27 protein-coding genes and 1 tRNA gene are annotated in these 26,235 nt (G+C 61.9%); 20 read left to right on the top strand and 8 right to left on the bottom strand.

What is annotated here, in order from left to right:
- Window positions 1–161 precede the first annotated feature (161 nt).
- Window positions 162–1,661, bottom strand: a complete 1,500-nt coding sequence (locus tag AB1781_10945; protein MEW5705082.1) for a YHS domain-containing protein — start codon at window positions 1,659–1,661, stop codon at window positions 162–164.
- Window positions 1,662–2,004: 343 nt separating this feature from the next.
- Here AB1781_10945 and AB1781_10940 point away from each other — a divergent pair, with 343 nt between their 5' ends.
- From AB1781_10940 to AB1781_10875, 14 genes are all read left to right on the top strand, one after another.
- Window positions 2,005–2,160 carry a hypothetical protein gene (locus tag AB1781_10940; GenBank protein ID MEW5705081.1) on the top strand — a complete coding sequence of 52 codons (156 nt, stop codon included), beginning with the start codon at window positions 2,005–2,007 and terminating at the stop codon, window positions 2,158–2,160.
- Entirely contained in the window at window positions 2,151–2,705 is a 555-nt protein-coding gene (gene dcd, locus AB1781_10935; GenBank protein MEW5705080.1) for a dCTP deaminase, read from the top strand. The genes AB1781_10940 and dcd overlap by 10 nt, the downstream gene beginning before the upstream one ends.
- 33 nt (window positions 2,706–2,738) lie before the next feature.
- Window positions 2,739–3,263 (top strand): surface-adhesin E family protein, encoded by a 525-nt coding sequence (locus AB1781_10930; protein ID MEW5705079.1) that lies wholly within the window; start codon window positions 2,739–2,741, stop codon window positions 3,261–3,263.
- Between the two features lie 84 nt (window positions 3,264–3,347).
- Window positions 3,348–4,634 (top strand): UDP-N-acetylglucosamine 1-carboxyvinyltransferase, encoded by a 1,287-nt coding sequence (gene murA, locus AB1781_10925; GenBank protein ID MEW5705078.1) that lies wholly within the window; start codon window positions 3,348–3,350, stop codon window positions 4,632–4,634.
- An 84-nt stretch (window positions 4,635–4,718) separates the two neighbouring features.
- Complete coding sequence (gene hisG, locus AB1781_10920; protein MEW5705077.1) at window positions 4,719–5,378, top strand: ATP phosphoribosyltransferase; 660 nt, start codon at window positions 4,719–4,721, stop codon at window positions 5,376–5,378.
- Complete coding sequence (gene hisD, locus AB1781_10915; protein MEW5705076.1) at window positions 5,362–6,663, top strand: histidinol dehydrogenase; 1,302 nt, start codon at window positions 5,362–5,364, stop codon at window positions 6,661–6,663. Before hisG ends, hisD begins: the two co-directional genes overlap by 17 nt.
- A gap of 12 nt (window positions 6,664–6,675) precedes the next feature.
- A complete protein-coding gene (locus AB1781_10910) occupies window positions 6,676–7,155 on the top strand; it encodes a UPF0262 family protein (protein MEW5705075.1) in 480 nt (159 codons plus the stop codon).
- Window positions 7,156–7,629 (top strand): arsenate reductase ArsC, encoded by a 474-nt coding sequence (locus AB1781_10905; protein ID MEW5705074.1) that lies wholly within the window; start codon window positions 7,156–7,158, stop codon window positions 7,627–7,629.
- 76 nt (window positions 7,630–7,705) lie between these two features.
- The gene (infA, locus tag AB1781_10900) at window positions 7,706–7,924 is read left to right on the top strand and encodes a translation initiation factor IF-1 (GenBank protein MEW5705073.1); all 219 of its coding nucleotides are present in this window, start codon (window positions 7,706–7,708) and stop codon (window positions 7,922–7,924) included.
- Between the two features lie 12 nt (window positions 7,925–7,936).
- Window positions 7,937–8,518 carry a Maf family nucleotide pyrophosphatase gene (locus tag AB1781_10895; protein ID MEW5705072.1) on the top strand — a complete coding sequence of 194 codons (582 nt, stop codon included), beginning with the start codon at window positions 7,937–7,939 and terminating at the stop codon, window positions 8,516–8,518.
- A gap of 7 nt (window positions 8,519–8,525) precedes the next feature.
- The gene (gene yacG, locus AB1781_10890) at window positions 8,526–8,696 is read left to right on the top strand and encodes a DNA gyrase inhibitor YacG (GenBank protein ID MEW5705071.1); all 171 of its coding nucleotides are present in this window, start codon (window positions 8,526–8,528) and stop codon (window positions 8,694–8,696) included.
- A 60-nt stretch (window positions 8,697–8,756) separates the two neighbouring features.
- Window positions 8,757–8,832 (top strand) — tRNA-Phe (locus tag AB1781_10885).
- An 823-nt stretch (window positions 8,833–9,655) separates the two neighbouring features.
- Complete coding sequence (locus AB1781_10880; GenBank protein ID MEW5705070.1) at window positions 9,656–10,201, top strand: serine protease; 546 nt, start codon at window positions 9,656–9,658, stop codon at window positions 10,199–10,201.
- A gap of 473 nt (window positions 10,202–10,674) precedes the next feature.
- Window positions 10,675–11,331, top strand: coding sequence for a hypothetical protein (locus tag AB1781_10875; protein MEW5705069.1), 657 nt, complete (start codon window positions 10,675–10,677; stop codon window positions 11,329–11,331).
- A gap of 73 nt (window positions 11,332–11,404) precedes the next feature.
- Here AB1781_10875 and mddA read toward each other — a convergent pair whose 3' ends face one another.
- A complete protein-coding gene (gene mddA / locus AB1781_10870) occupies window positions 11,405–12,139 on the bottom strand; it encodes a methanethiol S-methyltransferase (GenBank protein MEW5705068.1) in 735 nt (244 codons plus the stop codon).
- Between the two features lie 148 nt (window positions 12,140–12,287).
- Between mddA and AB1781_10865 the strand changes: the two genes are divergently transcribed.
- Window positions 12,288–13,433 (top strand): FAD-dependent monooxygenase, encoded by a 1,146-nt coding sequence (locus AB1781_10865; protein ID MEW5705067.1) that lies wholly within the window; start codon window positions 12,288–12,290, stop codon window positions 13,431–13,433.
- A 3-nt stretch (window positions 13,434–13,436) separates the two neighbouring features.
- On the top strand, window positions 13,437–14,285 hold the full coding sequence (locus AB1781_10860) for a polysaccharide deacetylase family protein (GenBank protein ID MEW5705066.1): 849 nt from the start codon (window positions 13,437–13,439) through the stop codon (window positions 14,283–14,285).
- Here AB1781_10860 and AB1781_10855 read toward each other — a convergent pair.
- The 6 genes from AB1781_10855 to AB1781_10830 are packed head-to-tail and all read right to left on the bottom strand — an operon-like array spanning window position 14,278 to window position 20,130.
- A complete protein-coding gene (locus tag AB1781_10855) occupies window positions 14,278–15,309 on the bottom strand; it encodes a FemAB family XrtA/PEP-CTERM system-associated protein (protein ID MEW5705065.1) in 1,032 nt (343 codons plus the stop codon). The genes AB1781_10860 and AB1781_10855 overlap by 8 nt on opposite strands.
- Window positions 15,310–15,312: 3 nt before the next feature.
- The gene (locus tag AB1781_10850; protein MEW5705064.1) at window positions 15,313–16,038 is read right to left on the bottom strand and encodes a class I SAM-dependent methyltransferase; all 726 of its coding nucleotides are present in this window, start codon (window positions 16,036–16,038) and stop codon (window positions 15,313–15,315) included.
- Window positions 16,035–17,024, bottom strand: coding sequence for a lysylphosphatidylglycerol synthase transmembrane domain-containing protein (locus AB1781_10845; protein MEW5705063.1), 990 nt, complete (start codon window positions 17,022–17,024; stop codon window positions 16,035–16,037). The genes AB1781_10850 and AB1781_10845 overlap by 4 nt, the downstream gene beginning before the upstream one ends.
- On the bottom strand, window positions 17,021–18,388 hold the full coding sequence (locus AB1781_10840) for a glycosyltransferase family 39 protein (protein ID MEW5705062.1): 1,368 nt from the start codon (window positions 18,386–18,388) through the stop codon (window positions 17,021–17,023). Before AB1781_10840 ends, AB1781_10845 begins: the two co-directional genes overlap by 4 nt.
- A gap of 28 nt (window positions 18,389–18,416) precedes the next feature.
- Window positions 18,417–19,478: a glycosyltransferase family 2 protein gene (locus AB1781_10835; protein ID MEW5705061.1), complete on the bottom strand. Its 1,062-nt coding sequence runs from the start codon at window positions 19,476–19,478 to the stop codon at window positions 18,417–18,419.
- Entirely contained in the window at window positions 19,450–20,130 is a 681-nt protein-coding gene (locus tag AB1781_10830) for a TetR/AcrR family transcriptional regulator (GenBank protein ID MEW5705060.1), read from the bottom strand. Before AB1781_10830 ends, AB1781_10835 begins: the two co-directional genes overlap by 29 nt.
- 148 nt (window positions 20,131–20,278) lie before the next feature.
- On the opposite strand from AB1781_10830, the gene AB1781_10825 reads away from it, so the two are divergent.
- The 4 genes from AB1781_10825 (at window position 20,279) to AB1781_10810 (ending at window position 26,235) form a co-directional block, all read left to right on the top strand.
- A complete protein-coding gene (locus tag AB1781_10825) occupies window positions 20,279–22,636 on the top strand; it encodes an MMPL family transporter (protein ID MEW5705059.1) in 2,358 nt (785 codons plus the stop codon).
- Window positions 22,602–23,426 carry an outer membrane lipoprotein-sorting protein gene (locus AB1781_10820; GenBank protein MEW5705058.1) on the top strand — a complete coding sequence of 275 codons (825 nt, stop codon included), beginning with the start codon at window positions 22,602–22,604 and terminating at the stop codon, window positions 23,424–23,426. Before AB1781_10825 ends, AB1781_10820 begins: the two co-directional genes overlap by 35 nt.
- The gene (locus AB1781_10815) at window positions 23,423–24,634 is read left to right on the top strand and encodes a hypothetical protein (GenBank protein MEW5705057.1); all 1,212 of its coding nucleotides are present in this window, start codon (window positions 23,423–23,425) and stop codon (window positions 24,632–24,634) included. Before AB1781_10820 ends, AB1781_10815 begins: the two co-directional genes overlap by 4 nt.
- Before the next feature lie 167 nt (window positions 24,635–24,801).
- Window positions 24,802–26,235, top strand: coding sequence for an ATP-binding protein (locus tag AB1781_10810; GenBank protein MEW5705056.1), 1,434 nt, complete (start codon window positions 24,802–24,804; stop codon window positions 26,233–26,235).

Below are 26,235 nucleotides of genomic sequence, written 5' to 3'. Positions count from 1 at the left end.
GCGACGAGTTGCAGCAAAAAATCGCCCTGAAAATTGGAAACCAGCGGAAACAACGCCATGATTGAAATCCCCCCGTGAACGTCCTTACGCCAAACCTTACGCCAAACCTTACGCCAAAAGCCGGGCGTTTGCTGCCCGGTTTTTCTCCGTTTCGTTTTGTTCTAGCTTGCCGCCCGCATGGCTCGGTAGGCGTCGATCCACGCGTAGTTTTCCGCGTCGTCGCCCCTCTCGCCGGGGGCGACGCCCATATAGGCGAGCACGCCCGGCACCGTCATCGGCTGAATCTCCCCGGCCAGGAAACGGTCGACGATCGTCTTGTGTTCCTTGTAGCGCTCCGGCTCTTCTTTGAAAATCCACTTACAGGGCTCCGAGCAGAAGTGATAGAGCCGGCCTCCGTGCGTGTGCGTGTAGTCGTGGAGCTTGAAGGCCTTCGTGCCGGGGGGCGCGACGATCGGCAACTGGCAGAGGTTGCAGAGCATCGGCAGCGTTTCGGGCAACGTCTTTTCCTTCCGGCCGTTCAGCAGGTTGTCGATGATGACGTCCCATGCCTTGCCGAAGGTGTCGTTCCAGCCCGGGTATTTCCTCTCCAGCCAGTCGCGTTCGGCCGGTGCGACGCCGGCCCGCGGGTTCCAGTAGAGCGTCGGCCGCCAGAACCACAGGCCCATGTGCAGCCCGTGATGGGCGTAGTTGAGCTCGTCCAGGAAGATGTCCCAATACCAGGGCTGGTTGATCCCCATGTCGGCGATCTGGCGCTCGTATTGGACAATGATCCATTCCTCCATGAATTCCTTGAAGGACTTCTCGCGCTTCTCAAGTGGCGTGAAGTAGTCGATTCCGGGGCCCGTCAGTGTCAGGAACAGCTTCCACGAACGCCAGAAGGCAAGGTCGAGGACGTGCTGGGCTCCCTTCTTGTGGCCATTGGCGACCAGGAAGCGCAGGTTCGGCGCCCCGATCTGGGCGTGCCGCGCCTCGTCCGTCTGGATGCTGGTGACGACGTTCGAATAGGTGTAGTCGCCCATCTTCGCGGCGTCGGCCGAAAGGCTGATGAATTGAACGTTGGTGAACCCGGTTTCCAGACAGAACCCGTTGGTCAGCGTCGAGGAGACGATGTCGCGGGTCACCATCACGTCTTCGATGAAATGCCGCCCGGCGACGGCCGTCCAGTTGTTCGTGTGATAGGTCTTGACCGCCCAATCCCACTGGCGATCCCGCTTGACGTGTTCGTGCGGGAAGATGAATTCGAGCTGGCCGTGGCGAATCTCGTCGAGAACGCCGAAGGTGCCGGTGTTGCGCATGCCGCCGGCGCGGCCGAAGCGCGCGGCGCGGCAGTTATAGATGGCCGCCGTGAATTCGACGCCACCGATGATGTCGTAGTGGGATTTGAGGATCGAAAGCCAGCCGGGCGCTGCTTTCTCGATGAAATTCGAGCGGCCAAGGGCGGCGCGGACGGAATAGACGCCGACGTCCTTGTCGCGCTGGACCTGCACGTAGTCGCGGTAGGTCGTCTTGTAGGGTTCGTCATAGGTGTCCCAGACCTCCTGGGGCATCTTGTAAGGGTCGCCCATCTCCGGCGGGAAAAGCTCGTCCTGCTGGACGTATTTCGGCGCCCACGTCGTCGTGCGCGCCAGGTCGTACCATTCCGTTCTCTCGAGCTGGGCCATTGTTTCTCACTCCTCACGTCGTCCGGCGTTTGCCGGACAAGCTATCCTCGCCAAAGGGGGGCGCCTCAATAAAGAGACTGTCTTTAATATTAAGTGGGGAAATTTTGACCGTAAGGCAACCCCCTTTAAAACCCCTCTAATGTTTCTTCGTACCTTTTGAATGGGTGTAGTTTTTTCTATTGAAATGAAGCGGTTACTTGCCTAGTTTCGACTTTACATAGCCCCCCCCGTTCTTGCAACGAAATCTATGGCGAAGATCGCGGCGCTGGCTCGCTTGCCTTGACGGGGAAAGGCTTGCGCCGCATCCTGCGCGGCGACAACGGGTGAAGTCTGGGCACAGCGCATGAAAGCAAGCAAAACCGGCCGGCAGAACCGGGAAACGCGTGTTACCCCGAAGGGCCGGCGCAACCAGGCGCGGGAAGCCGCCGCCCTTCGCGCAAACTTGCGAAAGCGCAAGGCGCAGGCGGAAACGCGCCGGGAGACCGACCCATGCCGATAATGTCCGACCGCTGGATCCGGGAAATGGCGACGACGGCCGGGATGATCGAACCCTTCGTCGAATCCCAGAAGCGCGAGGGTGTCATTTCCTTCGGCCTTTCCTCTTACGGCTACGACGCGCGCGCGGCGGACGAATTCAAGGTCTTCACGAACATCGATTCGGCCGTCGTTGATCCGAAGGCGTTTTCCGTGCAGAGCTTCGTGAACCGCCAGGGCCCGGTCTGCATCATCCCGCCAAACAGTTTCGTGCTGGCGCGCACGGTCGAGTATTTTCGCATTCCGCGGGACGTGCTGGTGATCTGCCTGGGCAAGTCGACCTATGCGCGGTGCGGAATCATCGTCAACGTCACCCCGCTTGAACCGGAATGGGAAGGCCATGTAACGCTGGAATTCTCGAATACGACACCCTTGCCGGCGAAGGTCTACGCGAACGAAGGGGCGTGCCAATTTCTGTTCCTGAAGGGGAACGAATTGTGCGAAGTCTCCTACAAGGATCGGGCTGGCAAATACATGGGCCAGCGCGGGGTTACCCTGCCGAAACTCTGAGAGGCGGAATCTGCGATTCCGGAATGCACGTCTATGAAGCCATGGAAGGCAATCTTCGTATTTCTTGTGGGAACCGCGACACCGGCCGCCGCCGCCGAATTTTATATCTTCACTATGGATGAAATCTCGGCGCTGATAATCGAACCCAACGCGATCGCGACAACCGGGGACGGCCATCGAATCGCGGAAATATCCCGAGTCAGCGGCGGGTTCGGTACGCGCCTGCTCGATACCACCCGGATGGAAATGGACTGCGCCGGCAGTCGGTGGCGGACGATTTCCGAACTGCTTTACGACCTGTCGAGCGAGGACAAAAGCCCGATTGACAAGACGCATCTCTCCGGCACCACCTGGGGGGCGGTACCGGAGAAGACCGTGGCCAAGGAGATGATGGATTTCGTATGTGCCTGGCCGCAGGCGGAACTTGCCAAGGACGCGACATTTTCAGCCCCCGATATTTCGGCGGCGGTGGAAGCCCTTGGCCGGTTCTTCGACGAGGAAGTCCTGCGGGAAATGGACGAAGACGAGCGGAAAGAGCTTTTGGACGAAGGGGAATAGGGCCGGCCGGCACGCCGTTTGGCGTTCCGGTTCCTGTATTCCGGCTTGTGCATAAGACCTAAGCAATCACCTTAAAGCGAGACGATGGACCGAATCCGAATCCAGGGTGGCGGCCGGCTTGAGGGCCGGGTTCCGATCGGCGGCGCCAAGAACGCGGCTCTTCCCCTGATGGCGGCGGCGCTGCTTTCCGACGAGCGGCTCACGCTCTCGAACCTGCCCCATCTTGTGGACATCGTGACGCTCGCGAATCTGCTCGCCCAGCATGGCGTTGCTATCCACATGTTGGGGGACGAGGCGAACGAAGGCCACGCCGGGCGCGTGCTCTCGCTGCGGGCGGAGAACATCACGAGCACGACGGCCCCTTACGAACTGGTCCGGAAGATGCGTGCCTCCGTTCTCGTGCTCGGGCCGCTGCTCGCCAGGGAAGGCAAGGCGGAAGTCTCGCTTCCCGGCGGCTGCGCCATCGGGACGCGGCCGGTCGATTTGCACCTCAAGGGTCTGCAACAGATGGGCGCCGAGATCGAGCTGGCGGAGGGCTATATCCATGCGCGTGCCGCCAGGGGGCTGCGTGGCGCCAAGGTTGTCTTTCCTTTTGTTTCGGTGGGGGCAACGGAGAACCTCCTGATGGCGGCCGCCCTCGCCAAGGGCGAGACGGAACTTGCCAACGCGGCGCGTGAGCCAGAGGTCGTCGATCTTGCGGCCTGTCTCAAGGGCATGGGGGCCAAGATCGAAGGGGCAGGCACGGACACCATCCGCGTCCAAGGCGTGGATCGCCTCCACGGCGCTTCCCATGCCGTCGTTCCCGACCGCATCGAAACGGGGACTTACGCGATGGCGGCGGCGATCACGGGCGGCGATCTCTTGCTGGAAGGGGCCCGCCGCGATCTCATCGGCGCCATGGCCGAGAGTTTAACGGAAGCCGGCGTCACGCTCGAAGAGGCGCCGGGCGGCCTTCGTGTGCACCGGCGAAACGCCGACCTCGTCGGCGTCGACGTGATGACGGAACCCTTCCCCGGCTTTCCCACCGACATGCAGGCGCAGATGATGGCCCTTATGTCGACGGCGAAGAGCGCCTGTATGATTACGGAGACCATCTTTGAGAACCGTTTCATGCACGTGCCCGAGCTCAACCGGATGGGCGCCAACATCACCGTGCATGGCGCCTCCGCCATGGTGCGGGGGGTGGAGAAGCTGGTGGGGGCGGAAGTGATGGCGACGGACCTGCGCGCCTCCGTCTCGCTCGTGCTGGCTGGCCTCGTCGCGGAGGGGGAGACGATCGTCCACCGGGTCTACCATCTGGATCGCGGTTATGAGCGCTTCGAAGAGAAGCTTGCCGCCTGCGGCGCCAGGATCGAGCGCCTGAAGCACTAGAAACCGGTGGTCATCGGGGGCATAGGCCGCCAAGACGGCCTTGTGCTATAGGTGCCAGCGGCAAAGGAGGGAACCTTGCCCGGGGTGAAGAAAATCGTACTAGCGTTGCCGAAGGGCCGCCTTCAGGAGGAGGCCCTGCCGCTGCTTCTGCGCCTCGGCGTCGAGCCGGAACCGGCCTTCCGCGACCCGGCGTCGCGCCAGCTTCGCTTTGCGACGAACGACCCCGGCCTCGACCTCATTCAGGTTCGCAGCTTCGACGTGGCCACCTTCGTCGCCTTCGGCGCCGCCCAGCTCGGCATCGTCGGCAACGACGTCCTGATGGAATTCGACTATTCCGAGATCTACGCGCCGCTCAACTTGGGGATCGGGCGCTGCCGGCTCGTCGTTGCCGAGCCGGAGGAGCTCGGCATGAAGGACAACCCCGCGCGCTGGTCGCACGTTCGCGTCGCCACGAAATACCCCTCGCTGACGCGCCGGCACTTCGCCGCCCGCGGCGTGCAGGCGGAATGCATCAAGCTGAACGGCGCCATGGAGCTCGCCCCCTCGATGGGCCTTTGCGAGCGGATCGTGGACCTCGTCTCGACCGGCCGGACGCTCCGCGAGAACGGCCTTGTCGAAGTCGAGAAGATCGCCGACATCACCTCAAGGCTTGCCGTCAACCGGACGGCGCTGAAGACGCGGACACACGAAATCGCAGCGTGGCTGGACCGCTTCCGGGAGATGGTTGATGCCGCGGTTTCTTGACGCGAAGGCGGCCGATTTCGAGGCTGCCTTCCGCGCGCTTCTGGACGCCAAACGCGAAGCGGACCGGAACGTCAACGCGGAAGTGGCCGCGATCATCGAGGACGTGCGAAAGCGCGGCGATCAGGCGCTCATCGATTATACGAAGCGTTTCGATCGGTTCACCCTTTCGCCTAAGGACTTCCAGATAGCCGAGGCGGCGTTCGTGCGGGCGAGGGCGGAGGTTGCCCCCGACGTGCGGGAAGCGCTTACGCTTGCCGCCACCCGGATCGCGGCTTACCACCGCCGCCAATTGCCGAAAGACCTGGAGTACAAGGACGAGGCCGGCTTGCGGCTGGGCTTTCGCTTCCGCCCGCTCGAGACCGTCGGCATCTACGTGCCCGGCGGCACCGCCATCTACCCGAGCACGGTCTTGATGAACGCAATCCCGGCCCGCGTCGCGGGTGTCGAGCGCATCGTGATGGTGGTGCCGACGCCGGAGGGCGCGCTTAACCCGCTTCTGCTGGCGGCCGCCGAGATCGCAGGCGTCAGCGAGGTCTATCGGCTGGGCGGCGCTCAGGCGATAGCGGCCCTCGCTTTCGGCACGGAAACCGTGCCGGTTGTCGACAAAATCGTCGGCCCCGGCAACGCCTACGTGGCGGCGGCGAAGCGCCAGCTGTTCGGCGAGGTCGGCATCGACATGGTGGCGGGCCCTTCCGAGATTCTGGTCCTCGCCGACGGTGAAAACGACCCGGCCTGGATCGCCGCCGACCTGCTTTCCCAGGCCGAGCACGACATCTCGGCTCAGGCCATCCTGATCACCGACGATATCGCTTTCGCCGGCCGGGTGGAAAAAGCGGTCGGGAAAGCGCTGACCGGTCTTTCCCGAGCCGGGATCGCGCGGGAAAGCTGGGAGAAGAACGGGGCGATCATCCTCGTCGAGGAGCTCGAGGACGCCATTCCCCTGATCGACGCGATGGCACCCGAACACCTTGAGCTTGCGACGGATCGCGCGGACGCCATTGCCGCCCGGGTGCGAAACGCCGGCGCCATTTTCCTGGGTCGTACGACGCCCGAGGCGATCGGCGATTACGTGGCCGGCCCCAGCCACGTGCTGCCGACGGCGCGAAGCGCGCGGTTTGCTTCCGGTCTGGGGGTCCTCGACTTCCTGAAACGAAGCTCAATCGTGGCGTGCGGCCAGGCAGGGCTTGCCGCGGTCGGCCCCGCCGCCGAAACGCTGGCGCGTGCGGAAGGGTTCGATGCCCATGCGCTTTCCGTGGCGCTTCGCCTTGCCAAGAAGGGCAGCTAGAGGGAAGGGCCGGTGTCCACCTCCACCCAGCACATCGTAGAAGTCACCCTCGACGAACGTTCGATCGTTCGTTGGTCGCCGGAGATCGAACACGAGCGAAAAGTCGCCATCTTCGATCTGCTCGAAGCGAATCACTTCGTGCCGGTGGGGGCGCCGGCCGGCCCCTACCACCTGCACCTTTCGATTTCCGAGAACCGGCTTTGCTTCGACGTCCGCTCGAAGGAAGGGGAAACGCTGGCGCAGATCATCCTTTCGATGAGCCCTTTCCGCAGGTTGATCCGCGACTACTTCACCGTCTGCGACAGCTACTACGCGGCCATCAAGAAGTCGGCGACTTCTTCCCAGATCGAGGCGATCGACATGGGCCGCCGCGGCCTTCACGACGAAGGCGCGACGCTTTTGCAAACCCGTCTCGCCGACAAGGTCGCCATGGACGACAACACATCGCGGCGGCTTTTCACCCTCGTCTGCATCCTGCACTTAAGGAATTAAATGGGAGATATTCCCGGCAGCGTGCTCTTTGCCTGCACCAACAACGCCATTCGCTCGCCGATGGCGGAAGGCATGCTGAAGCATCTCTTCGGGGATCGCATCTATGTCGATTCGGTCGGCGTGCGTGCGGGCCAACTGGATCCCTTCGCGGTTGCCGTGATGGACGAGATCGGCATCAATGTCAGTCGCCACCGCCCAAAAGCGTTCGAGGACCTGGAAGATACCTATTTTGATATCGTGATCTCGCTTTCGCCGGAGGCGCAGCACAAGGCGGTCGAGATGACGCGGACGATGGCCGCCGATGTCGAATTCTGGAAGACGCTGGACCCCTCTTTTGTGGACGGCAACCGCGAGGAAAGGCTAAAGGTCTACCGCGAGGTGCGGGACGAGCTTTTGGAGCGTATTAAACTTCGTTTTCAGGCGCTGGCGGCGCCCGCCGTGGTGGAAGGGCGGAAAACTCAAGAAACTCCTTGACGTGCGGGTGGCCCGCGCCGTTTCATCGGGGGCCTTTTCGGGAAGGCTTGAAGAAGGGAACTTGAAGAAGGACGGTATGGCGAAAGAAGAACCTTTAGAATTCAACGGTACGGTGATCGAGCTTCTGCCGAACGCCATGTTTCGCGTGCGGCTTGAAAACGGTCACGAAGTGCTCGCCCACACGGCGGGCAAGATGCGGAAGCACCGCATCCGGGTGTTGGCCGGCGACCAGGTGACGGTCGAGATGACGCCCTACGACCTGACGAAAGGCCGCATCACTTTCCGTTTCAAATAGCGCGCCCCGTATATGGCTCGCCCCCCCTTCGTGCTTGCCTCCGCCTCGCCCCGCCGTCTTGCGCTTCTCCGTCAGGCGGGGATTGAGCCGGACGCCGTCGAAGCGCCTCACGTCTCGGAAGCGCCGCTCAAGGATGAGAAGCCGGCCGCTCTCGCGCGAAGACTTGCGGAAGCGAAGGCAAGGGCGGTGGCGCCTCACCACAAGGGCGCCTTCGTGCTTGCCGCCGACACCGTCGTCGCGGTGGGAAGGCGCGTGCTGCCGAAGGCGGAGGACACGGACACGGCCAAGCGTTGCCTCGGCCTCCTTTCCGGCCGGCGGCACCGGGTCTATGGCGGGGTTTGCGTGATTTCACCTTCCGGCGAGGCACGCAGCCGCGTGGTTGAAACCCACGTCGCCTTCAAGCGGCTGACGGAGGCGGAAATCCAGGCCTACCTCGAAAGCAAGGAGTGGGCGGACAAGGCGGGCGGCTATGCCATCCAGGGCCGCGCCGCCCTTTTCGTGCGCGCCTTGCGGGGGTCCTACACGAATGTCGTGGGTCTCCCGCTTTTCGAGGCGGCGGCGCTCTTGAAGGGGTTGGGCCGTGGCGAAGGTTGATAAGGCCCTGCGCTGCCCGATCTGCGGCAAGCCGGCTTCCGAAAAATATCAGCCTTTCTGCGCGAAGGCCTGCGCCGATCAGGATCTCGGCCGTTGGCTTAAGGGGGACTATCGCATCCCGACGGAGGAAAGGCCGGCGCTGGCCGAGCCGGAGGAAGGGGTGGGGGAAGACGGCTAAGAGGGCGGCTGGACAGGTTCCGCCTTTTTCCCTATAAGCCCGCAGGAAAGCTTGAGATTCGCCCAGGTAGCTCAGTTGGTAGAGCAGCGGACTGAAAATCCGCGTGTCGGTGGTTCAAATCCGCCCCTGGGCACCACTTTTTCAATTAGCTAGATAATAGTTTCTTGCTGACTTCTGAATCGGGGTTACGCCGGGGTTACGTTTTTCTGATTTTCTAGGCTAAAAGCGTGACACGGCCTGCTGCGGAAATACCCACCATTTGACTTAAGCCAAGGCCAGATAGACTAGGACAAAAATCCTGGCCAAAAGAGCAAGGGGGTATCAAGCGGCAGGCGGGGGTGGCTTTTGGGGACCCCGACGCCTAGCCTCTCCTACGGCATGTGCAGACAAGCCACCGGGCAGGGGCCGAACTAAGTATTTTCGTTAATAAAAAAAAGCCAGAACAGATTACAGAGAGTAACGTAGGTAACAAAGACAATGGAGCATATTCACCATGGATGTTGGCTCAACCTATTGGTGCCGCTCTCTGAAACTGGTGGTGATATTTTGCTTCTTATCGTTTGTAAGTGCCCCGGCAGTGCTGGCGGGAGGTGATCCCGCACTCGGTGAGAAGACGGCGGCGCTGTGGTGCGCTGCCTGTCACCAGATCGCCCCGGAATTTCCGCCCAAGTCGCCTGCCCCACCATTCATGGAGATCGGACGTAACCTTAAATACTCGCGTCAGTATTTAAGCGACTGGATCACTTACCCACATTCTGAAATGCCCAACTTCCAGTTCTCGCCGGAAGTTCTGGAAAATCTTGTTAGCTACATTCTCTCCTTCCAGGAAGATCCGGTGGCGGGCCGTTTCGGCGCGTCGCTTAACATGGAAAGTGTGCAGTTCGCATCGGGATCAGGCTTCTTTGTGACTCGCAAGGGGCATATTCTAACTGCGGCACATCTTCTCGAGAACTGTGACCATGTCACAGTTGCGATCCCCGGTCGGGGGGGGGGGGGGACGTCTGGCGGAGCGGCTTCGGTCAGATCCGTCAGCCGATCTAGCCCTTTTGAAGACGGATTTCGTTCCAGGAACCATCGCGCCGTTCGCGGATGATGCCAGCCTTGACATAGGCGAACGTGTGGTGACCTACGGGTTTCCGCTTGCGGGTACGTTGTCAAGCGAAGGCAATCTAAGCGTCGGCTATGTGGCCGCGCTTTCAGGGATTGGTGACAACACCGATCAGTTCCAGATGAGCGCGGGGGTGGACTTTGGCTCGAGCGGTAGTCCCGTTCTCGACGCTTGGGGCCGCGTCGCTGGGGTCGCCATCTCGAGGCTTGTTGCGAGGATCGCAGGCAGCAGCGTTCCCCAAGGTGCAAATTTTGCAACTAAAATAACCGCCATACGGTTATTCTTCGCAGAAAACGGAATCTTGCCAGAGTTTCGGCGGAAGGACAAAGAGCTCTCGCCAAGCCAGATTGGGGCTGCCGCGCGGGATTTCACCGTGCGGGTGGCCTGCTGGCGCTGACCAAGGCATGCGCCGGTCCTGTCCTATAAACATCCTGACCGCGGCGGGGCCTGTTCCTCCCAAAACTCTGTCCGTCGAAGAAACCTTCACGTTCTAGCTTGGGGATTCTCGCCGAACTTCCACTGGAAAATCATATCCCGCATCATTGGTTAACACAAAAATCCTATTGAAGTCAGGGCATGCGGCGTCTTTGGGATAGCAGAAGGGCAGGCAGGTGAAGGGCGTGGGCGTTCGGAGACCCGGATTCTCAGAATGGAAAATCCGCGTGCCGGTGGTTCAAATCCGCCGGTCGGCATCCCCATCGCCAGCCTGGCTTTTTTGCTTCCCCCTTGTTTTGGCTCACGGGTGCCCCTATCTATGGCGGAACGTTTTGGGGCCTTCACACAATCTTGTGAAATTCTGTTACTAGCTGATCTCCCGCTTCTCGCCATATAAATCATACAATGTGGCAGAGTAAGGGGAGGGGGTCTGCGATGGAGCAAACAATGCGCAATACACCGTCACGTTTTCTTGCTTTTCTTGCCGCCGGCGCGGTTGGGATCGGCTTGGCATTGACGGCCAACCCTGCGTCGGCCAAGGACTTGTCCAAGGACAATTACCGCCCGGCGGACGTTCGGATCGTGATGGTAAAACCGCTTGGCGTTTCCGAAGACGGAACGATCAACCTTACCGGGAGCGGGTGCCAGTTCGTTGAGCCGGAAGGCAAGGCCCAAGACATCGCCGTGACCTTTCCGCGCGATTGCCCGCGGGAAAACCGCAAGACCGAGAACGTGCGTCTTCCGAACATCAAGACCCTCGTCCTAAAGCCCGGGACTTATAAATTCCGAGTCGAAAACGCGAACGTTCCCTTCGCCCTCGGTCTCGAAATTTACGCGCTGAACGATAAAGGCAAGAAGGCGAAGAAACCGCTTTTCTCCCAGGGCGAACTTCTGACCGGCTATCACGAGGTTTATGAGATTGTGCTCGAGGAAGGCCAGTACGTTTACACGGGCCGGCAGAACCCGACCTTCGAGTACCCGCTTCTTGTGACGAATTCGGGCGTGACGAATTCGGGCGTGACGAATTCGGACAAGATTGTTCCCATGCAGACGGCGGCTGAAGGCAACAAGCCGGCGACCAGGCACAACTAGCTTTTCTTGAACTTTCGGGCTTGCCCGGCGCGCGCTCGCGCCGGGCGGCCGTCCCTCCCCCTGAATTTTTTCGCTACCGCCGGCCTTTGAGGCCGGGAATCAACATCGGCACGCGCTTTTTATAGCCGCGGTACTCGTCGCCGAAATGGGCGGTGAGATCGCGCTCTTCCAGTTGCAGGGCGATCAGGATGTAGCCGGTCGTGCCGAGGGCGAAGAGAAGATGCCCCCAGGTCATCTCGGGCGTCGCCCAGAAGGCGACCAGGAAGCCCGTCATCAGCGGGTGGCGGACGAGCCTATAGAAGCCCGGCGTCATGAAACCCGCCTTCTTCGGCGCGAGGTTCTTCACATGCGCGTAAACCTGTTTGAGGCCGAACAACTCGAAATGACCGATCATGAAAGAGGAAAGAAAGACAATTCCCCAGCCTGCCGCGTAGAACACCCAGAGAAGGGTTTCGCCCCATCCCCCCTCGACGCTCCACACGATGCCCGGCATCGGCCGCCACTGCCAGAAGAGGAGGGCGAGCACCGCGCTTGAAAGCAGGACGTAAGTGCTGCGCTCGATCGGTTCCGGGACGATTCGCGTCCACGCCCGCTTGAAACCGGGTCTTGCCATGACGCTGTGCTGGACAGCGAAAAGACCCATCAGCAGCAGGTTGACGAGGATGGCCTCGGCAAGCGGAGCGCCCGCGCCGCCGTCGATTCCCTTCGGAACTGCGAAATTGCCAACGAAACCGATGGCATAGAGGATGACGACGAAGAAGGCGAGATACGCGGCGAACCCATAGGCGATGTAAAACAAACGGAACATGACCTTTCCCCCAAAAGGTTAAATCCAGATTCCCAAGATAGCCTTTGGCACCGCGCGGGCCACTCGAAAAACGCGGCCGCCGCCTCAAGGCTCGACTTCCCTGCCGAACTGTGGCTGAAATCGCTGGCTCCGAATGGGAGGGAACGACATGGAGAAGGAAAGCCGCATCTTGATCTCGGGCGCCGGTGTTGCCGGGCTTGCCGCCGCGATCTTGCTCGGCCGGAAAGGCTTTCGCCCAGTCGTCGTCGAACGGTCCCCCGAGGTGCGGGCGGAAGGCTACCTCATCTCGCTTTCCCATCGTGCCCACCAGGCGGCCGAGACGCTCGGCCTTCTGCCGGCGCTTGAGGCCAGGCGGATCGGCATCACCGCGTCGAGCTACCATGATCGCACCGGCCGCACCTTGCTTGCCCTCGATTATGAAAGGCTTTTTCGGGGTCTGCGCATCGTTCAGATCTCGCGGGACGATCTCGAGGCCGTTCTTTACGAGGCCGCCAAGGATCTCGTTGAGATCCGCTGCGGCGTCAGCGCGACCCGGATCGCTCAGAAAGAAAGCCGCGTCCAGGTTGCGTTCAGCGACGGCCGGGCGGAAGAATTCGACGCCGTTATCGGGGCGGACGGCCTCCATTCCGCCGTTCGCGAGCTTGGCTTTCCGCCCGCAACCATTCGCCGGCATCGCCTGGGGCTTATGGCGGCCGCCTTTCCGTTGCCGAATTTTTTGGGGATGGAGCGGAAATTCGAGACCCACATGGAGCGGGATCGCTACCTCGTTCTTTTCACCACGCGAACCCGCGGCCTTGGCGCCGTCTTCGTCTGGGCGTCCGACGTCGAGGCGGCCCCCGGACCCGAGGATCGGCTTGCCTGGCTGAGGAAAGCCTACGCCGGAAGTTCGGAGCTGGCGGGGGAAGTCCTCCGCCTGGCCCCCGAGGGGCGCCCGATCTATATGGACTCCCTTTGCCAGATCGAGATGGACCGCTGGCGCGCCGGCCGCCTTGCCATCGTCGGTGACGCTGCGCACTGTCTCACGCTTTTTTCCGGGCGGGGCGCTTCTGCCGCCTTTACGGGCGCCACGCGGCTTGCCGAGGCGCTGGTCGAGCTGCCGGCGGAAGAGGCCTTCCGGCGTTACGAGGCCGAGACGCGGCCCGTCCTCTCCGCTATACAGACCGCGACGCGCCACGCCGCGCAATGGTACGTGCCAAGAAGCCGCCTGCGCGAGACCCTGCGGAACAACGCCATGCGCTTGCTTCCAAACGTTGTTTTTCAAGCCTATTTCCGGGGCAAATATTCGAGAGGCTGACCGATGCCGGATGGCGTGTCCCGCCTGACCTTCACCTTCGATCTTGAGGATCACCGGCCGGATGCGGGGCTTCCGATGCGCTACCCGGATATCACGCGCCGCGTCTTCGAATCCACCGCGCGCCTTGGGGTCACCGGCACCGTCTTCGTCGTAGGCGAGGTGGCGGAGAAAAGCCCCGATCTTGTTCGCGACATCGCAAGCCTCGGCCACGAGATCGCCTTCCATTCCTTCGATCACGTGCCGCTGGAGAAGCAAACGCATGGGAAGTTCCACAAGGAAACCGAAACCGGCAAAAAGCTGCTCGAAGACCTGACCGGGAAGGCGGTCATCGGTTTCCGCGCGCCGGTCTTTTCGCTGACGCCAGGTTCGCTTTGGGCGCTCGACAGCTTGCGCGAGCTTGGCTTCGACTATTCGTCCAGCGTGCTGCCGGCGAAAAGCCCGCTTTTCGGCTTTCCGGCGGCGCCCAAAGAGGCCTTCCGCTGGCCGAACGGGCTCCTCGAACTGCCAGCACCGGTCGCCCGCTTCGGTCCCCTCGTCTTTCCCTATCTTGGCGGCGTCTACTTGCGTTACTTGCCGTTCGGTCTGGTGAAGCGGGCGGTGGCGCGCGCTTCTTCGCGGACACCGCTATGGACCTACTTTCACCCTTACGACTTCGACGTCGGGGAGCCCTTCTGCCGGATCAAGGGGGCGGGCTTTCTCGCCAGCGCGATCCTTTGGTGCAACCGCGCCCGCACCTGGAAAAAGCTCGAGGCCCTGTTCGGGCCGGCGCGGCAGTGGGAAATCGCGCCCCCCTTCGCCGAACAGATCCGGCAAGGGGTCTTTGCCGCTGCGCCGTTCTTTCGGCCTAGCTGACCCAGGGCGCGAAGCAAGGACCCAAGCGGTTCGCGACCGCCAAGGGCAGGTGCCGCCATAGTCCGGCAAGCGTGCGGTAGCCTGGGCCTGCCGGGTTCATCTCGGGCATCCGCTGCGCCCGCAGCAGGTGATATTGGTAGGGAAGCGAAACCGCCTCGAATCCCCAGTTCTTCTTGAAGGCGAAGGCGCCGCTGCCTTGGAGGCTGCGGCCGAAATCAAAAAGACGGACGCCTTTCTCGCAGGCGGCGCGCATCAGCTCCCAGTACAGGAAGGGGTAGGCTTTCATGTCGCGGGCGGCCGGCACGCTTCCGGCGTAGTAGGGGAGCACCTGGTCGCGGAAGTAAAAACTGAACACGCCGCAAAGAATGTCCCCCCCCTTTACAGCCAGCCGGATCTCGGCCTTCTCGCCGAACGTTTCAAGCAGGATCTCGAAGTAGCGCTTCGGGTAGGCCGGCGCGCCAAGGTTGCGGGTGCTCCGGGCATAGAGCGGGAAGAAACGGCCCGCATCTTCGGTAACCTTGCTCCGCAGGCCGGCCTCCAGGCTTTTTCGTATGTCCGCCCGTTCCTTGCGGGGGATGGTAAGCAGGTTTTTTTCGGGCTCGGCGTCGAGGGTGCGCCGGAAGGTGGCGTAAAGGCCGCTCGTCGGCCAGTCCGCTCGCCGGCGCGTGAGATTGCGAAGCTCCAGGTAGTCGGCACCGAGCTTGGCCGCAAGTTCGCAGGCGGCGGTTTCGAGGGCGGTCGCCGTTGCCGCGTCGGTCGCCAAGGCGCCGCCATAGACGCAGCAGGGAGTCGAGACCAGGGCGAAACGCAAATTCGGCCGTCGTACCCGGGCGAGCGGAAGCAAGCCCCGGATTTCGTTTCCCGACGCCGCGTAGAGGTAGTGGGTGTCCAGGCGGAAGGCGCGCTTAAGCACCCTCTGCCATTCGGCCAGGTGGAAAAAGGTGCCGTCTTTTGCTTGTTCGACGAAGGCGTTCCAGGCGCGAAAGTCCTTTTCCTCGAGCGGGCGGACGGTGAGCGCGGCCATCGGTCAGCCTTCCCCGTGCTTGGGCTTCCGCAGGACGAGGAAGAAGGAGGCCCCGGCCAGCCGGCCGAGAAAGCCTTGCCCGGCAAGCGGGGCGCCAGGCAGCAGCGGGCAGGTGACGCCCGCGAAGTCTATCGCGAATCCCGCCGCGCGCGCCTTCTGCGCCACTTCCATCGGGTCGTGGAAAACCTGCGGGAAATCTGGCTCGCCGCGCACCCGGTCGAGCAGGCGGAAAGTAAAGTGGGCGAGGCGGTGAAGAAGCGACCTTCCGTTCCGCCAGACAAGAAGGAAGCGCCCATTCGGGCGAAGCACGCGGCTTGCCTCCGTCATCAGCCGCTCGATCTTTGCGTGCGGCTGCTGGTTCAGGAACTGGCAGCAGACGATATGATCGGCGGCCGCCGGGCGGAAGGGCAGGTCGTAGACATCGCCGCGTACGATCGCAAGCCCGTTTCCGGCGGCCAGGCGGCAAGCCTCGAAATTGTAATCGAGTCCGATGACGCTCTCTCCCCGTTCGATCAGCGGGCGCACCAGAAGGCCGGTGCCGCAGCCGATGTCGAGCAGAGTGCCAAGCGCCGTCTCTTGCCGAAGGGCGTCGAGCAGCAGGCGCTGCTCCCATCGGAAGTGAGGAGCGAAGCGGTAACCGTTTGCCCAGGTGCCGCCGCCGTGGCGGGTGCGCAGCGAACGGTAGAGAACGTCCGTTTCCTTGTCGGCCGAGATGCGTGTCGGAGTCATCGCATGGACGCACGGTTGCCGATCTGCAGCGCCGCCAGGACAAGAAGCCAAAAGAGAAAAGGGATGAGGACAAGCGCCACCCGGATCAGGATACTCGCCCCCGCCGCCAGCGCCAGCGGCTTGCCGAGCAGGACCAGGAGTCCCGCCAGACCGGCTTCGCTGACCCCGATGCCGCCGATCGTTTGCACCGGAATGACGGCGAGCAGGTTATAGGCGGTGGCCGCCCAAAGGCTGGCCTCCGGCGCAAGTCCCAGATGCAGGGCGTGGAAAAGCAGCGCCATCCCGGCCAGGTTGAAGGCCCACCGTGCCGCTGTCAGGCCGATGCCGTAAACCAGCGTCCGCCGGCTCAGCCCATGGCGGTGCCAGATCCGCGCCTGTAGAAGCAGCCGGACGAAGCGGGTGCGCAGGCGCGTCTTCGGCCGGGTCTCGCGAAGCAGGAAGCGCGCCAGCCCACCCAGCGGCCGGTCAAGGTAGAAAAGCCCAAGCGGCAGGAGCGTGACGAGAAGCGCGGCCAGCGCATAAGCCTCGATCGCGGTCGAGAGCCGCAGGACCATGACGCCGGAAAGAAGAAAAATGGCGCCGACGACGGCAAGGTCGAAAAGGCGCTGGGTGATTACGCTCAAGATCGCCGCACCGGCGCGCTGCCGGAAGTAACGGCGGAAAAGAAGCACCGCTCCCACCTCGCCGAGCCGCGCCGGCAGCAGGACCAGAAGCACCGAGTAATGGGCGGTGACCTTGAGACAGGTCGCGAAGTCGGGCCGGTTCGGCGTGAACAGCTGGATACGGCTTGCCGTGAGCAGCCCGGCTACGGTCATGCACAGGAAGGCAACGCCGACGGCGGGCAGGCTCGCGGTGCGGGTCATCTCGCTTACCGCCGCCCAGTCCACCTGCCACAAGACGGCGAAGAGAAGGGCAAGGCTTACCGCCGCCGCCAAAAGCCAGAGCGCAAGGCTGCCACGGCGGCCGATCTCGACGAGATAGTTCATGCCGCCCTCGGGAGGAACCGCCGCCAGACCTGCGCGCCCGCTTCGTGAAAAACCCAGGCCATGCCGATCGCGTACATCGGAACGAGATTCAGGTTGTAACGCGGGATGCTGACGGAGACCGCGGCGTAGAAGAAAGCCATAAACCAGGCGGGCAGGGCGGCGACGGCAACGCTGCTCGCGTGTCTTCGCAGGGCGCTGCCCAGCAGAACGAGGAAGCAAAGAAATCCAAGCAGCCCCCAATAGGTGGAGACGAAGATGCCGCGCAGGAGAAGGGGCAGCGTCACGAAGAAGTGTTTCACCGGGTTTCCGAGAATCTCGACCCGGATTAGGTCGGGCACGACCTTTGTGGTGGTCCCTGCGCGGGCGAGGCTTTCGCGGTACACCTCGGTGGAGACGGTCCGGTAGTAGGAACCCGCTTCCCAGCCGAGTTTTGCGTAAAGCGCTTCGGGGAAAAGGTGGCGGGCAAGCGTGTCCCCGAAATCGGGGAGCCAATAGACGAAAGCGACGCCCAGTTCCTCCCAGGACATGCGGTTGTAGGCGACGCGCTGGGCCAGGATATGGCCGTCATAGCCTTGCGTCAGGGCGGGCGAATCGAAGTGGTGGGCGTTGCGGGCCGTCCACGGCGCAACGACAAGGGCGTAGCCGAGAACCGCGACGCCGGCGTTGAGAACGAACGCCTTGCGCCATTTTCCGATCGCGAGTGCAAAAGCCGTTACGGCGAGCGCGTAAAACGCGTAGGCGTATTCCGGCCGGGTGAGGGTGGCGAGGCCGATGGCCAGGCCCGCCGCGAACCACCAGCGCGCCCTTCCGGTCTGCCAGGCCAGAACAAGGAAGAAGCTGAAGGCGAAGAAGAAAGGAAAAATCAGATTTTCCGTCAGGGCCATGTTCGCGTAAGCGAGCGGGATCCAGCCGCCCAGCGCGGCGGCAAGCCAGGCAACGACGGGGCTTCGGCAAAGCCTGCGCGCGGTGAGCCAGAGAAAAAGGAGGCTCGCCAAGACGAGGACGCCTTGGGCGGCGGTGAGCAAGCCGAGATCGAGCGGGCAAGGACCGCCTTCCGGTTGCGTAAGAACGCAGCGCAGGCTTTCGCGCAAATCGGGGTCGAAGGCGGCGAGAGCGGCGACCCATGCCGGATAGAGCGGCATGTTTGCGTTCCCCGGCGCGGCCGGTTCCGCAAGCGCGCCGCCGGAAAGCCCGAAGCGCTGGTGGTGGAGAAGGTTAAGCGCGTAGTCGATGTAGCGAAGCTCGTCCGCCACCGGCCGCCTGGGCTCCGAAAGGAAAAGCAACTGGCCGGCCGCGACAAGGGCACCGGCGGCAAGCAGAAAAGCAAGCGCCTCCCGGAATCGCAGTCGGCGTTCTTCTCTCAAACCCGTTCCCGCATGGGTGCCCGCCAGCCTAGGAAACATTCGCGATTTGGCCACCCGCGCCGCTTGTCGCCTCATCGCCGCGGAGCAGCGGATGAATGGGGCTTGTGGGCTGCCGCTCGATATCGAAGCTCAAGGCGGCAAGCGTCAGTTGCAATCCCACGATGACCGAAAGAGCGGCCACCATGACGGTGCCGGAGGTTGCCGAAATGCCGCGTTCGATGCTTTCGACCCACTTCGAAAGACCGAACAGGAAACCGAAGATCAACGCGACAGGTCCCAGCACCCACTCGATGGAGGCGATGCTGAAATCGCGGAGAAAGTAGTTGTAAAAGATTCGTTTGAAAAAGTTGACGGAATGCCGGACCAGGAAATGCGGAATGATCTTCGGTACGCTCAAGAAACTTTGCTCGTTCCCATAGCTTGCCACGAGGGGAATATCCAGGACGGCGGCGCGCAGCGTGTTCAGGCGAAAGAGCAGGTCGGGCTCGAAGAAGAAGCCGCGGTCGAGCTTTTCCAGGGGAATCAGCCGCAGGACCTTCGCGTGGATGGCCGTGTAGCCGTTGTTGGGATCGAAAAGCCGCCAATAGCCGGTGGAGAATTTGCTTAGGAAGGAGAGCGCGGCGTTTCCGATCTTCCGGACGGTCGGCATCTGTTTGGCGAAGGCCAAGCTGTAGAAGCGGTTGCCTTTCGTATAGTCGGCCTTTCCCTCAAGGATCGGCTCGACGAACTTCGGGATGAGGGCGGGGTCCATTTGCCCATCCCCGTCGAGCTTCACGACGATATCGGCCTTGTCGGCAAGGGCCGCCCGGTAGCCGGTCACCGTCGCCCCGCCAACCCCCAAGTTCTTCGCGTGGCGGATCACCTTCACGCGCGGGTCCCGGCAGGTCTTCAGGACATGGTCGCCGGTTCCTTCAGGACAGGCGTCGTCCACGCAATAGACGAAGGAAACCTCGGGCGGGATGGCGCCCAGGAGGCGGTCGATGTGCGCCCGTTCCCGGTAGCAGGGGATGACGACGGCAAGCGAATGGGGGGGAGACGGATCAAGGCTCATCTCGGTGGGATTATGGTGTTCGATCGCGGGACGATGCAAACGAAGTTTTTTCGGTCCGTCCGCTTTTCTTCGCATAGAGACAGAGAAAAAGCTCGACGGCGCAGCCGACCGCGCGCGCCTTTTCCCCATCCGTCGGTGCCTCGCCGATTCCCAAGACAAGACGGAGATGAAAACGCGACTTCGCAAGATCGAGGAATTGCATGGCCGCGATCTCCGGCTCGGCCACGGCCAGTGTGCCTTTTCGATTCTGCTCGCGGAGATAGCTTGCGATGCAGTCCACCAACCGTGCCGGTCCCGTCTCGTAGAAAACCGCGCCAAGTTTTGGGAAACGCGCGCTTTCCCCAACGACAATCCGAAAAAGGGCGATGCCGTCCGGCGCGGTGACCAGGTTCACGAACGTGCGGCCGATCTCGGTCAGCACCTCCGCCGGTGGGCCGGTGGGAATTTCGGTCGGTAGCGCCCGGCCGCCCAGAAGGTCGCAGATCGCGGTCATGACGCCGGCGAAAAGGGATTCTTTGTTGGCGAAGTGGCTGTAAACGGTGCGTTTCGAGACGTTCGCCTTCTTGGCGATGCGATCCATCGTCACGGCCCCGTAGCCGTGTTCGAGGAAAAGCTGGCGCCCGGCGGCGAGAATGGCGTCGCGCTTCGGGTTCGGCGTTTGGCCTTGGTCGGGGCGCTGGGCGGATTCCATCTTCTTTACCTTCTTTCGTTCCTTTTCCTATGGATAGGCTGATCGGTCGGGCGCCCGCTAGTTTAACCTTGACTGGCGAGTTCGTAAAACTACACTACACCGTGTAGTTTATACAAGGAAGCGCCCAGAAGGAAAGACTGAAAGCGGCATGTTCGAAAAGCTTGGGATCACGGTTACGGGCTATATGCAATGGGTCTTGCGCTGGCGCTGGGCTATTCTGGCGCTGACCCTCCTCGCCGCCGTCGCCATGACGAGCGGGGCGCGCCATCTTGGATTCTCCACCGATTACCGCGTCTTCTTCAGCCAGGAGAATCCCCAGCTCTCGGCCTTCGAGGCTCTCCAGAACGTCTATACGAAAGACGACAACATCCTTTTCGTGTTGCAGCCGGGAAAGGGCGAAGTCTTCACGCGGCAGGTGCTATCCGCCGTCAAGACCTTGACCGAAGAAGGGTGGAAGGTTCCTTACGCAACCCGCGTCGATTCGCTTACCAATTTCCAGCACAGCAGCGCCGTCGGTGACAACCTTACGGTCGCCGATCTCGTGGCGGACCCCGCGGTGCTTGACGCGGCGGACTTGCAGGATATTCGTGCGATCGCGCTGGCCGAACCGCTGCTCATCCACCGACTGGTGTCGCCGGACGCCCGGACGACAGCCGTGAACGTGAATCTCACCCTTCCGCAGCGAAACGCCGAGGAAGTGCCGAAGGCGCTGGCCGCCGCCCGGGCGCTGGCCGAGCGGGTGCGGAAAGAGCACCCGGACATCAAAATCGCGATCACCGGCCTTGCGGCGTTGAACAACGCCTTCACCGAGGCAAGCCAGGGCGACCTCAAGACGCTGGTGCCGTTGATGTACGGCGTTCTGTTGCTCGTCATGGTCGCACTTTTGCGTTCCATGACCGGCACTTTCGCAACGATGATCGTGATTGGTCTTTCCGCGTCAACGGCGATGGGAATTGCCGGCTGGGTGGGAATCCAGCTTACCCCGCCCTCCGTTTCGGCGCCGACAATCATCCTCACCATGGCGATCGCCGATAGCGTGCACATCCTCGTCACGATGGGCCAGTTGATGGCGCAAGGCGCCACCAAGCGGGAAGCGATCGTCGAAAGCATGCGGATAAATTTCCACCCGGTTTTCCTGACCAGCCTTACGACGGTGATCGGCTTCTTAAGCCTCAACTTCAGCGATGCGCCACCTTTCCGCGACCTCGGTAACATCACGGCCATCGGGGTGGCCGCGGCGTGGGTCTATACCATGCTGTTCCTGCCCGCCTTGATGGCGGTGCTGCCGGTCCGTCCCGCAAGGCGTCGGCAAATCTCGGCCTGGCACATGGAGCGCCTCGCGAATTTCGTCGTTCGCAACCGTTGGCGATTGTTGTGGGGGGTAGGCGGACTTGTCGTGGCACTCGGCGCCTTCATTCCGCGCATCGAATTGAACGACCAGTTCGTGAACTATTTCAGCCCCACCATTCCGTTTCGCGCCGATACGGATTTCGCGATGCAGAATCTCTCCGGGATCTATCAGATCCAGTACTCGCTGCCGGCCGGCGAAAGCGGCGGCATCAACGAACCGGAATACCTTCGGCACCTTGACGCTTTTGCGAAGTGGCTTCAGGCGCAGCCCGGGGTCGTGCACGTTCAGACGTTGACGGATATCCTGCGGCGTCTGAACAAAAACATGCATGGAGACGATCCGACCTGGTACCGGCTGCCCGAAACCCGCGATTTGGCGGCCCAATACCTTCTGTTGTTCGAGATGTCGCTGCCCTATGGGCTTGACCTCAACAACCAGATCAACGTTGACAAATCCTCTGTCCGTCTCATCGCGACGCTGGAAAATATCTCGACGCGGAAGGCCCGTGCGCTGAAAGCGAGTTCGGAAGCGTGGTTAGCGGAGAACATGCCGACCGCGTCCGGGGTGGAGGCCAGCGGCCCGTTCGTCATGTTTGCCTACATCTCCGAACGCAACATCAAAAGCATGCTGATGGGGACGGGGGTGGCCTTCGTGCTGATCTCGCTGTCGCTGATCCTCGCCTTCCGGGACCTGCATCTCGGGCTCTTGAGCCTGATTCCAAACATCGTTCCGGCCATTATCACCTTCGGGATTTGGGGGGTCTTCGTCGGCGAGCTTGGCCTGGCCGCCTCGATCGTGACGGCGACCAGCCTCGGCATCATCGTTGACTCGACCATCCATTTCCTTTCGAAATACCTGCGGGCGCGCCGCGAACGGGGTTACGATTCTCCCGCCGCCGTCCGCTACGCCTTCGCGACGGTGGGGGCGGCGCTTTTCGTGATGACGGCGGTTCTGGTCGCGGGATTTGGCGTGCTGGCGTTCTCGGCCTTCGAACTCAACAAGAGCCTTGGCCTGTTGACGGCCACGGCGATTTCCGCCGCGTTGTTTGCGGATTTTCTATTGTTGCCGCCGCTGCTCATGGCGCTTTCGCGCGGCCAGATATATTGGAAGGAGAAAAAAGATGGAAAGAAAGCCGCCGCCGATCCGGTGGCGTAAAAAGGCACTTCTGCACCTGGCCGTCGTCGCCGGCCTCGCCCTGTCGGCCGGCGCTTTTGCGCAAACGCCGGAAGAGAAGGGGCTTGCTATCGCCGTGGAAGCGGACCGTCGCGATCTCGGCTGGGGCGACAGCGAGGTTAAGTTGGAGATGGTGCTGAAAAACCGGAGCGGCGAGACCAGCACCCGTGTCCTTCGCTCCCAGGCGCTCGAAGTGACGGAGCCGGGGCTTGGCGACAAGGGCCTGACCATTTTTGACGAGCCTCGCGATGTGCAGGGTGCGGCGTTTCTTTCGCACACTAAGACCCTTGAACCCGACGACCAGTGGCTTTACCTGCCGGCCGTCCAGCGCGTGAAGCGTATCTCCTCGATCAACAAATCCGGTCCCTTCATGGGCAGTGAATTTGCCTACGAAGACCTTGCCAGTCAGGAGGTCGCCAAATACAGCTACGCATGGCTTCGGGACGAACCGTGCGGTGAGCTCATGTGCTTCGTCGTCGCGCGCGTCCCGCTCTATGAGCATTCGGGCTATACGAAACAGGTCGTCTGGATTGACCAGAGCGAATACCGTGCCGTGAAAGTGGAATACTACGACCGCAAGGAAGAGCTGTTGAAGATTCTCGTCCAGTCGGAATACCGGCGTTACCTGGATCGCTACTGGCGACCGCAGCGGATGGAAGTGGATAACGTGCAAACCGGAAAATCGACGACCCTGCTTTTTAGCGACTACCGTTTCCGGATCGGCTTGAGCGAGGATAACTTTACGTCAAGCCAACTGTCGCGAGTCCGGTGACAAAGACGCGTACTTTCTTTCTTGTCGCCGCGGCGCTTTTACCGGCGGGAAACGCTTTCGCCGGGGAGTGGGACCTTGCCGGGTCCCTCGCCATCGAGGCGCGGTTTTTCCCAAACCCGCCGCTCTTTTCCGAACAGGACGACACGCGGGTTTCCCCCTCCTTCGAGGCCGCGCCGGAAATCGTCTACGAATGGGACGGGCGGCAAAACCGCCTGACCTTTCTTCCTTTTGCGCGCTGGGACGCCGACGACGACCGCCGCACCCACGCCGATATCCGCGAGGCAAACTGGCTCCATATTGGGGACGGCTGGGATCTTGTCGTCGGTTTCGACCGCGTTTTCTGGGGGGTCACGGAATCCCGCCATCTGGTCGATATCATCAACCAGTTCGATGGCGTCGAAGACATTGATAACGAGGACAAGTTGGGCCAGCCGATGGTGAATTTCCGGCTGCGGCAGGAGTGGGGAACGCTGAGTTTTTTCGTCTTGCCTGGGTTCCGGGAGCGTACGTTCGCGGATGACGACGCCAGGCTGCGCGGGCCGCTTGCCATCGACGCCGACGATCCCACCTACGACTCGGCGGCCAAAGAAGCCCATGTGGATTATGCCCTGCGTTGGTCGCATACGGTGAGTAAGTGGGACATCGGGGTTGCGCATTTTCACGGGACAAGCCGCGAACCTCGGCTGATCGTCACGCCTCGAACCAGCGGCCGACTCGTTCTCGTTCCGCACTACGACCAGATCGACCAAACCTCGCTGGATGCCCAACTGACGACGGGGGCGTGGCTCTGGAAATTGGAGGCGATGACGCGGAGCGGCCATGGCCGGCGGTTCTTCGCGACCGTAGCCGGTTTCGAATACACGCTCTACCAGATCTTCGAAACCGATTACGACCTTGGGCTTCTGGCCGAACACCAGTACGACGGCCGCGACCCGGCGCGCGCGCCGCTTACGGCGAACGAGGGGGACGTTTTTTTCGGCTCGCGGCTGGCCTTGAACGATGCCCAGAGTACGGGGGCGCTGGTCGGCGCGATCGTTGACCGGACTTCCCAGGCGACGTTTCTCTTCGTCGAGGCGGAGCGCCGGGTCGGCGACCGCTGGAAGGTCGAGATGGAGGCGCGCCTCTCCTTCGATTCGAAGGGGGAGCGCCTGCTCGCCGGGATCGCCCAGGACGATTTCGTGACACTTCGCCTCAGCCGCTTTTTCTAGAACCCCATGAATCGCAAGGTTATTCCGAACCGGCCACCCAGCGCCTGGCGGTTTAAAGGATTTTTTAAACTTTTCCCATAGGTTGGTAACGAACCGTTAACCGACGGGGCGGGCAGTGCGCTCGAAGGAGCGCGCCTGGTTCGGCACTAACCTTTTGAGGGAGAAGGATGAAAGAAAACCCGATCGAGACGTGGAATGTGCCGCAGCTCCGTCTCGGAAAGCTCCGCCTTCGTTTCAACGACGGGGAGACGGAGCGGCGCTACCAGAACATGCACATCCGGCAGTCGCTTCCCATCGTCTGGGTATCGATCTTTTCCGGGATGTTTCTCTATGCCCTGTTCGCGATTCTTGACCTTTACATCGTTCCCGAACAACTGATGGCAATCTGGGCTATCCGTTTCGGGCTGGTCTGCCCGATCCTGTTCGGAATGTTCCTGGTTACGCTCACAAAAACCTTTTGGAAATTCTCGCAGCCCATTCTCGCGCTCGGCATGCTCGTTCCCGGCCTTGGCGTTCTCGGCATGGTGGCCATCGCGGACGCGCCGGGCAATCATTTTTATTACGCCGGGCTTATCCTCGTCATCATCTACTGCTCCAGCCTGAGCGTGCTTCGGTACCTATACGCCGCCGCCGTTTCCGTCGCGCTGATCGGGCTTTACCAGTACGTGGCGCTGGTCGCCAACCCGATCCCGCTTGAAACCCTTATCAACAACAATTTCTTTCTTGGTGTTGCGTTGCTGGTTGGCGTGTTCACGAGCTACACGCAGGAACTCTATATTCGCCAGAACTTCGTCAACATGCAGCTTCTTCTCAAAGAAAAATGGCGCTCCGATCAGCTTTTGGAGGAAGCCCGCGCCAGCAGCCAGGCAAAAACGGAATTCCTTGCCGTCATGAGCCACGAACTGCGCACGCCGCTGAACGCCATCCTCGGCTTTTCCGACATCATCAAGCAGCAGATGTTCGGCCCGCTTGGCTCGGAAAAATACCGGGCCTATATCGAGGACATCCACAGCAGCGGAAGCCATCTCCTTAGCCTGATCACGGATATCCTGGATCTTTCGAAGGCGGAAGCCGGCAAGCTGACCCTGCGCGAGGAGGTCGTGAACCTGACGGAAGTCATCGACCGGTGCTTGCGCATGTTCCGCGAGCGGGCGGCGGAAGGCGGGGTCCGACTTCACTTCGACGTACCGCAGGCGGTGACCCGGTTGCTGGCGGACCCACGGCTCTTGCGGCAAAGTCTCATTAACCTGGTGTCGAACGCCGTGAAGTTCACGCAGCGCGGAGGGGCCGTCGCCGTTTCTGTCGGGGAGACCAAGGACGGCGGCGTGCTGGTTCGGATCGAAGATACCGGCATCGGAATCGCCAAGGAAGATATCCCGAAGATCTTCGAGCCTTTTGTCCAGGTGGAAAGTGCTTATTCCCGCGGCCATGAAGGGACAGGCCTTGGCCTGCCGCTGGCGAAGAAAATCATGGAACTGCACGACGGTGCGGTCGAGATCGAAAGCGAACTTGGGATCGGCACGACGGTGACCCTGCGCTTTCCGGCCAAGCGGGTGGCCGGGTCGAAGGATATGCCGCAGCGGGCGGGCGATGCCGCTTGA

Source organism: Pseudomonadota bacterium, from assembly GCA_040752895.1.
Taxonomy (GTDB): Bacteria; Pseudomonadota; Alphaproteobacteria.
The sequence above is the reverse complement of the archived record's forward strand: the minus strand, read 5'-3'. Positions and strand labels throughout refer to the sequence as shown.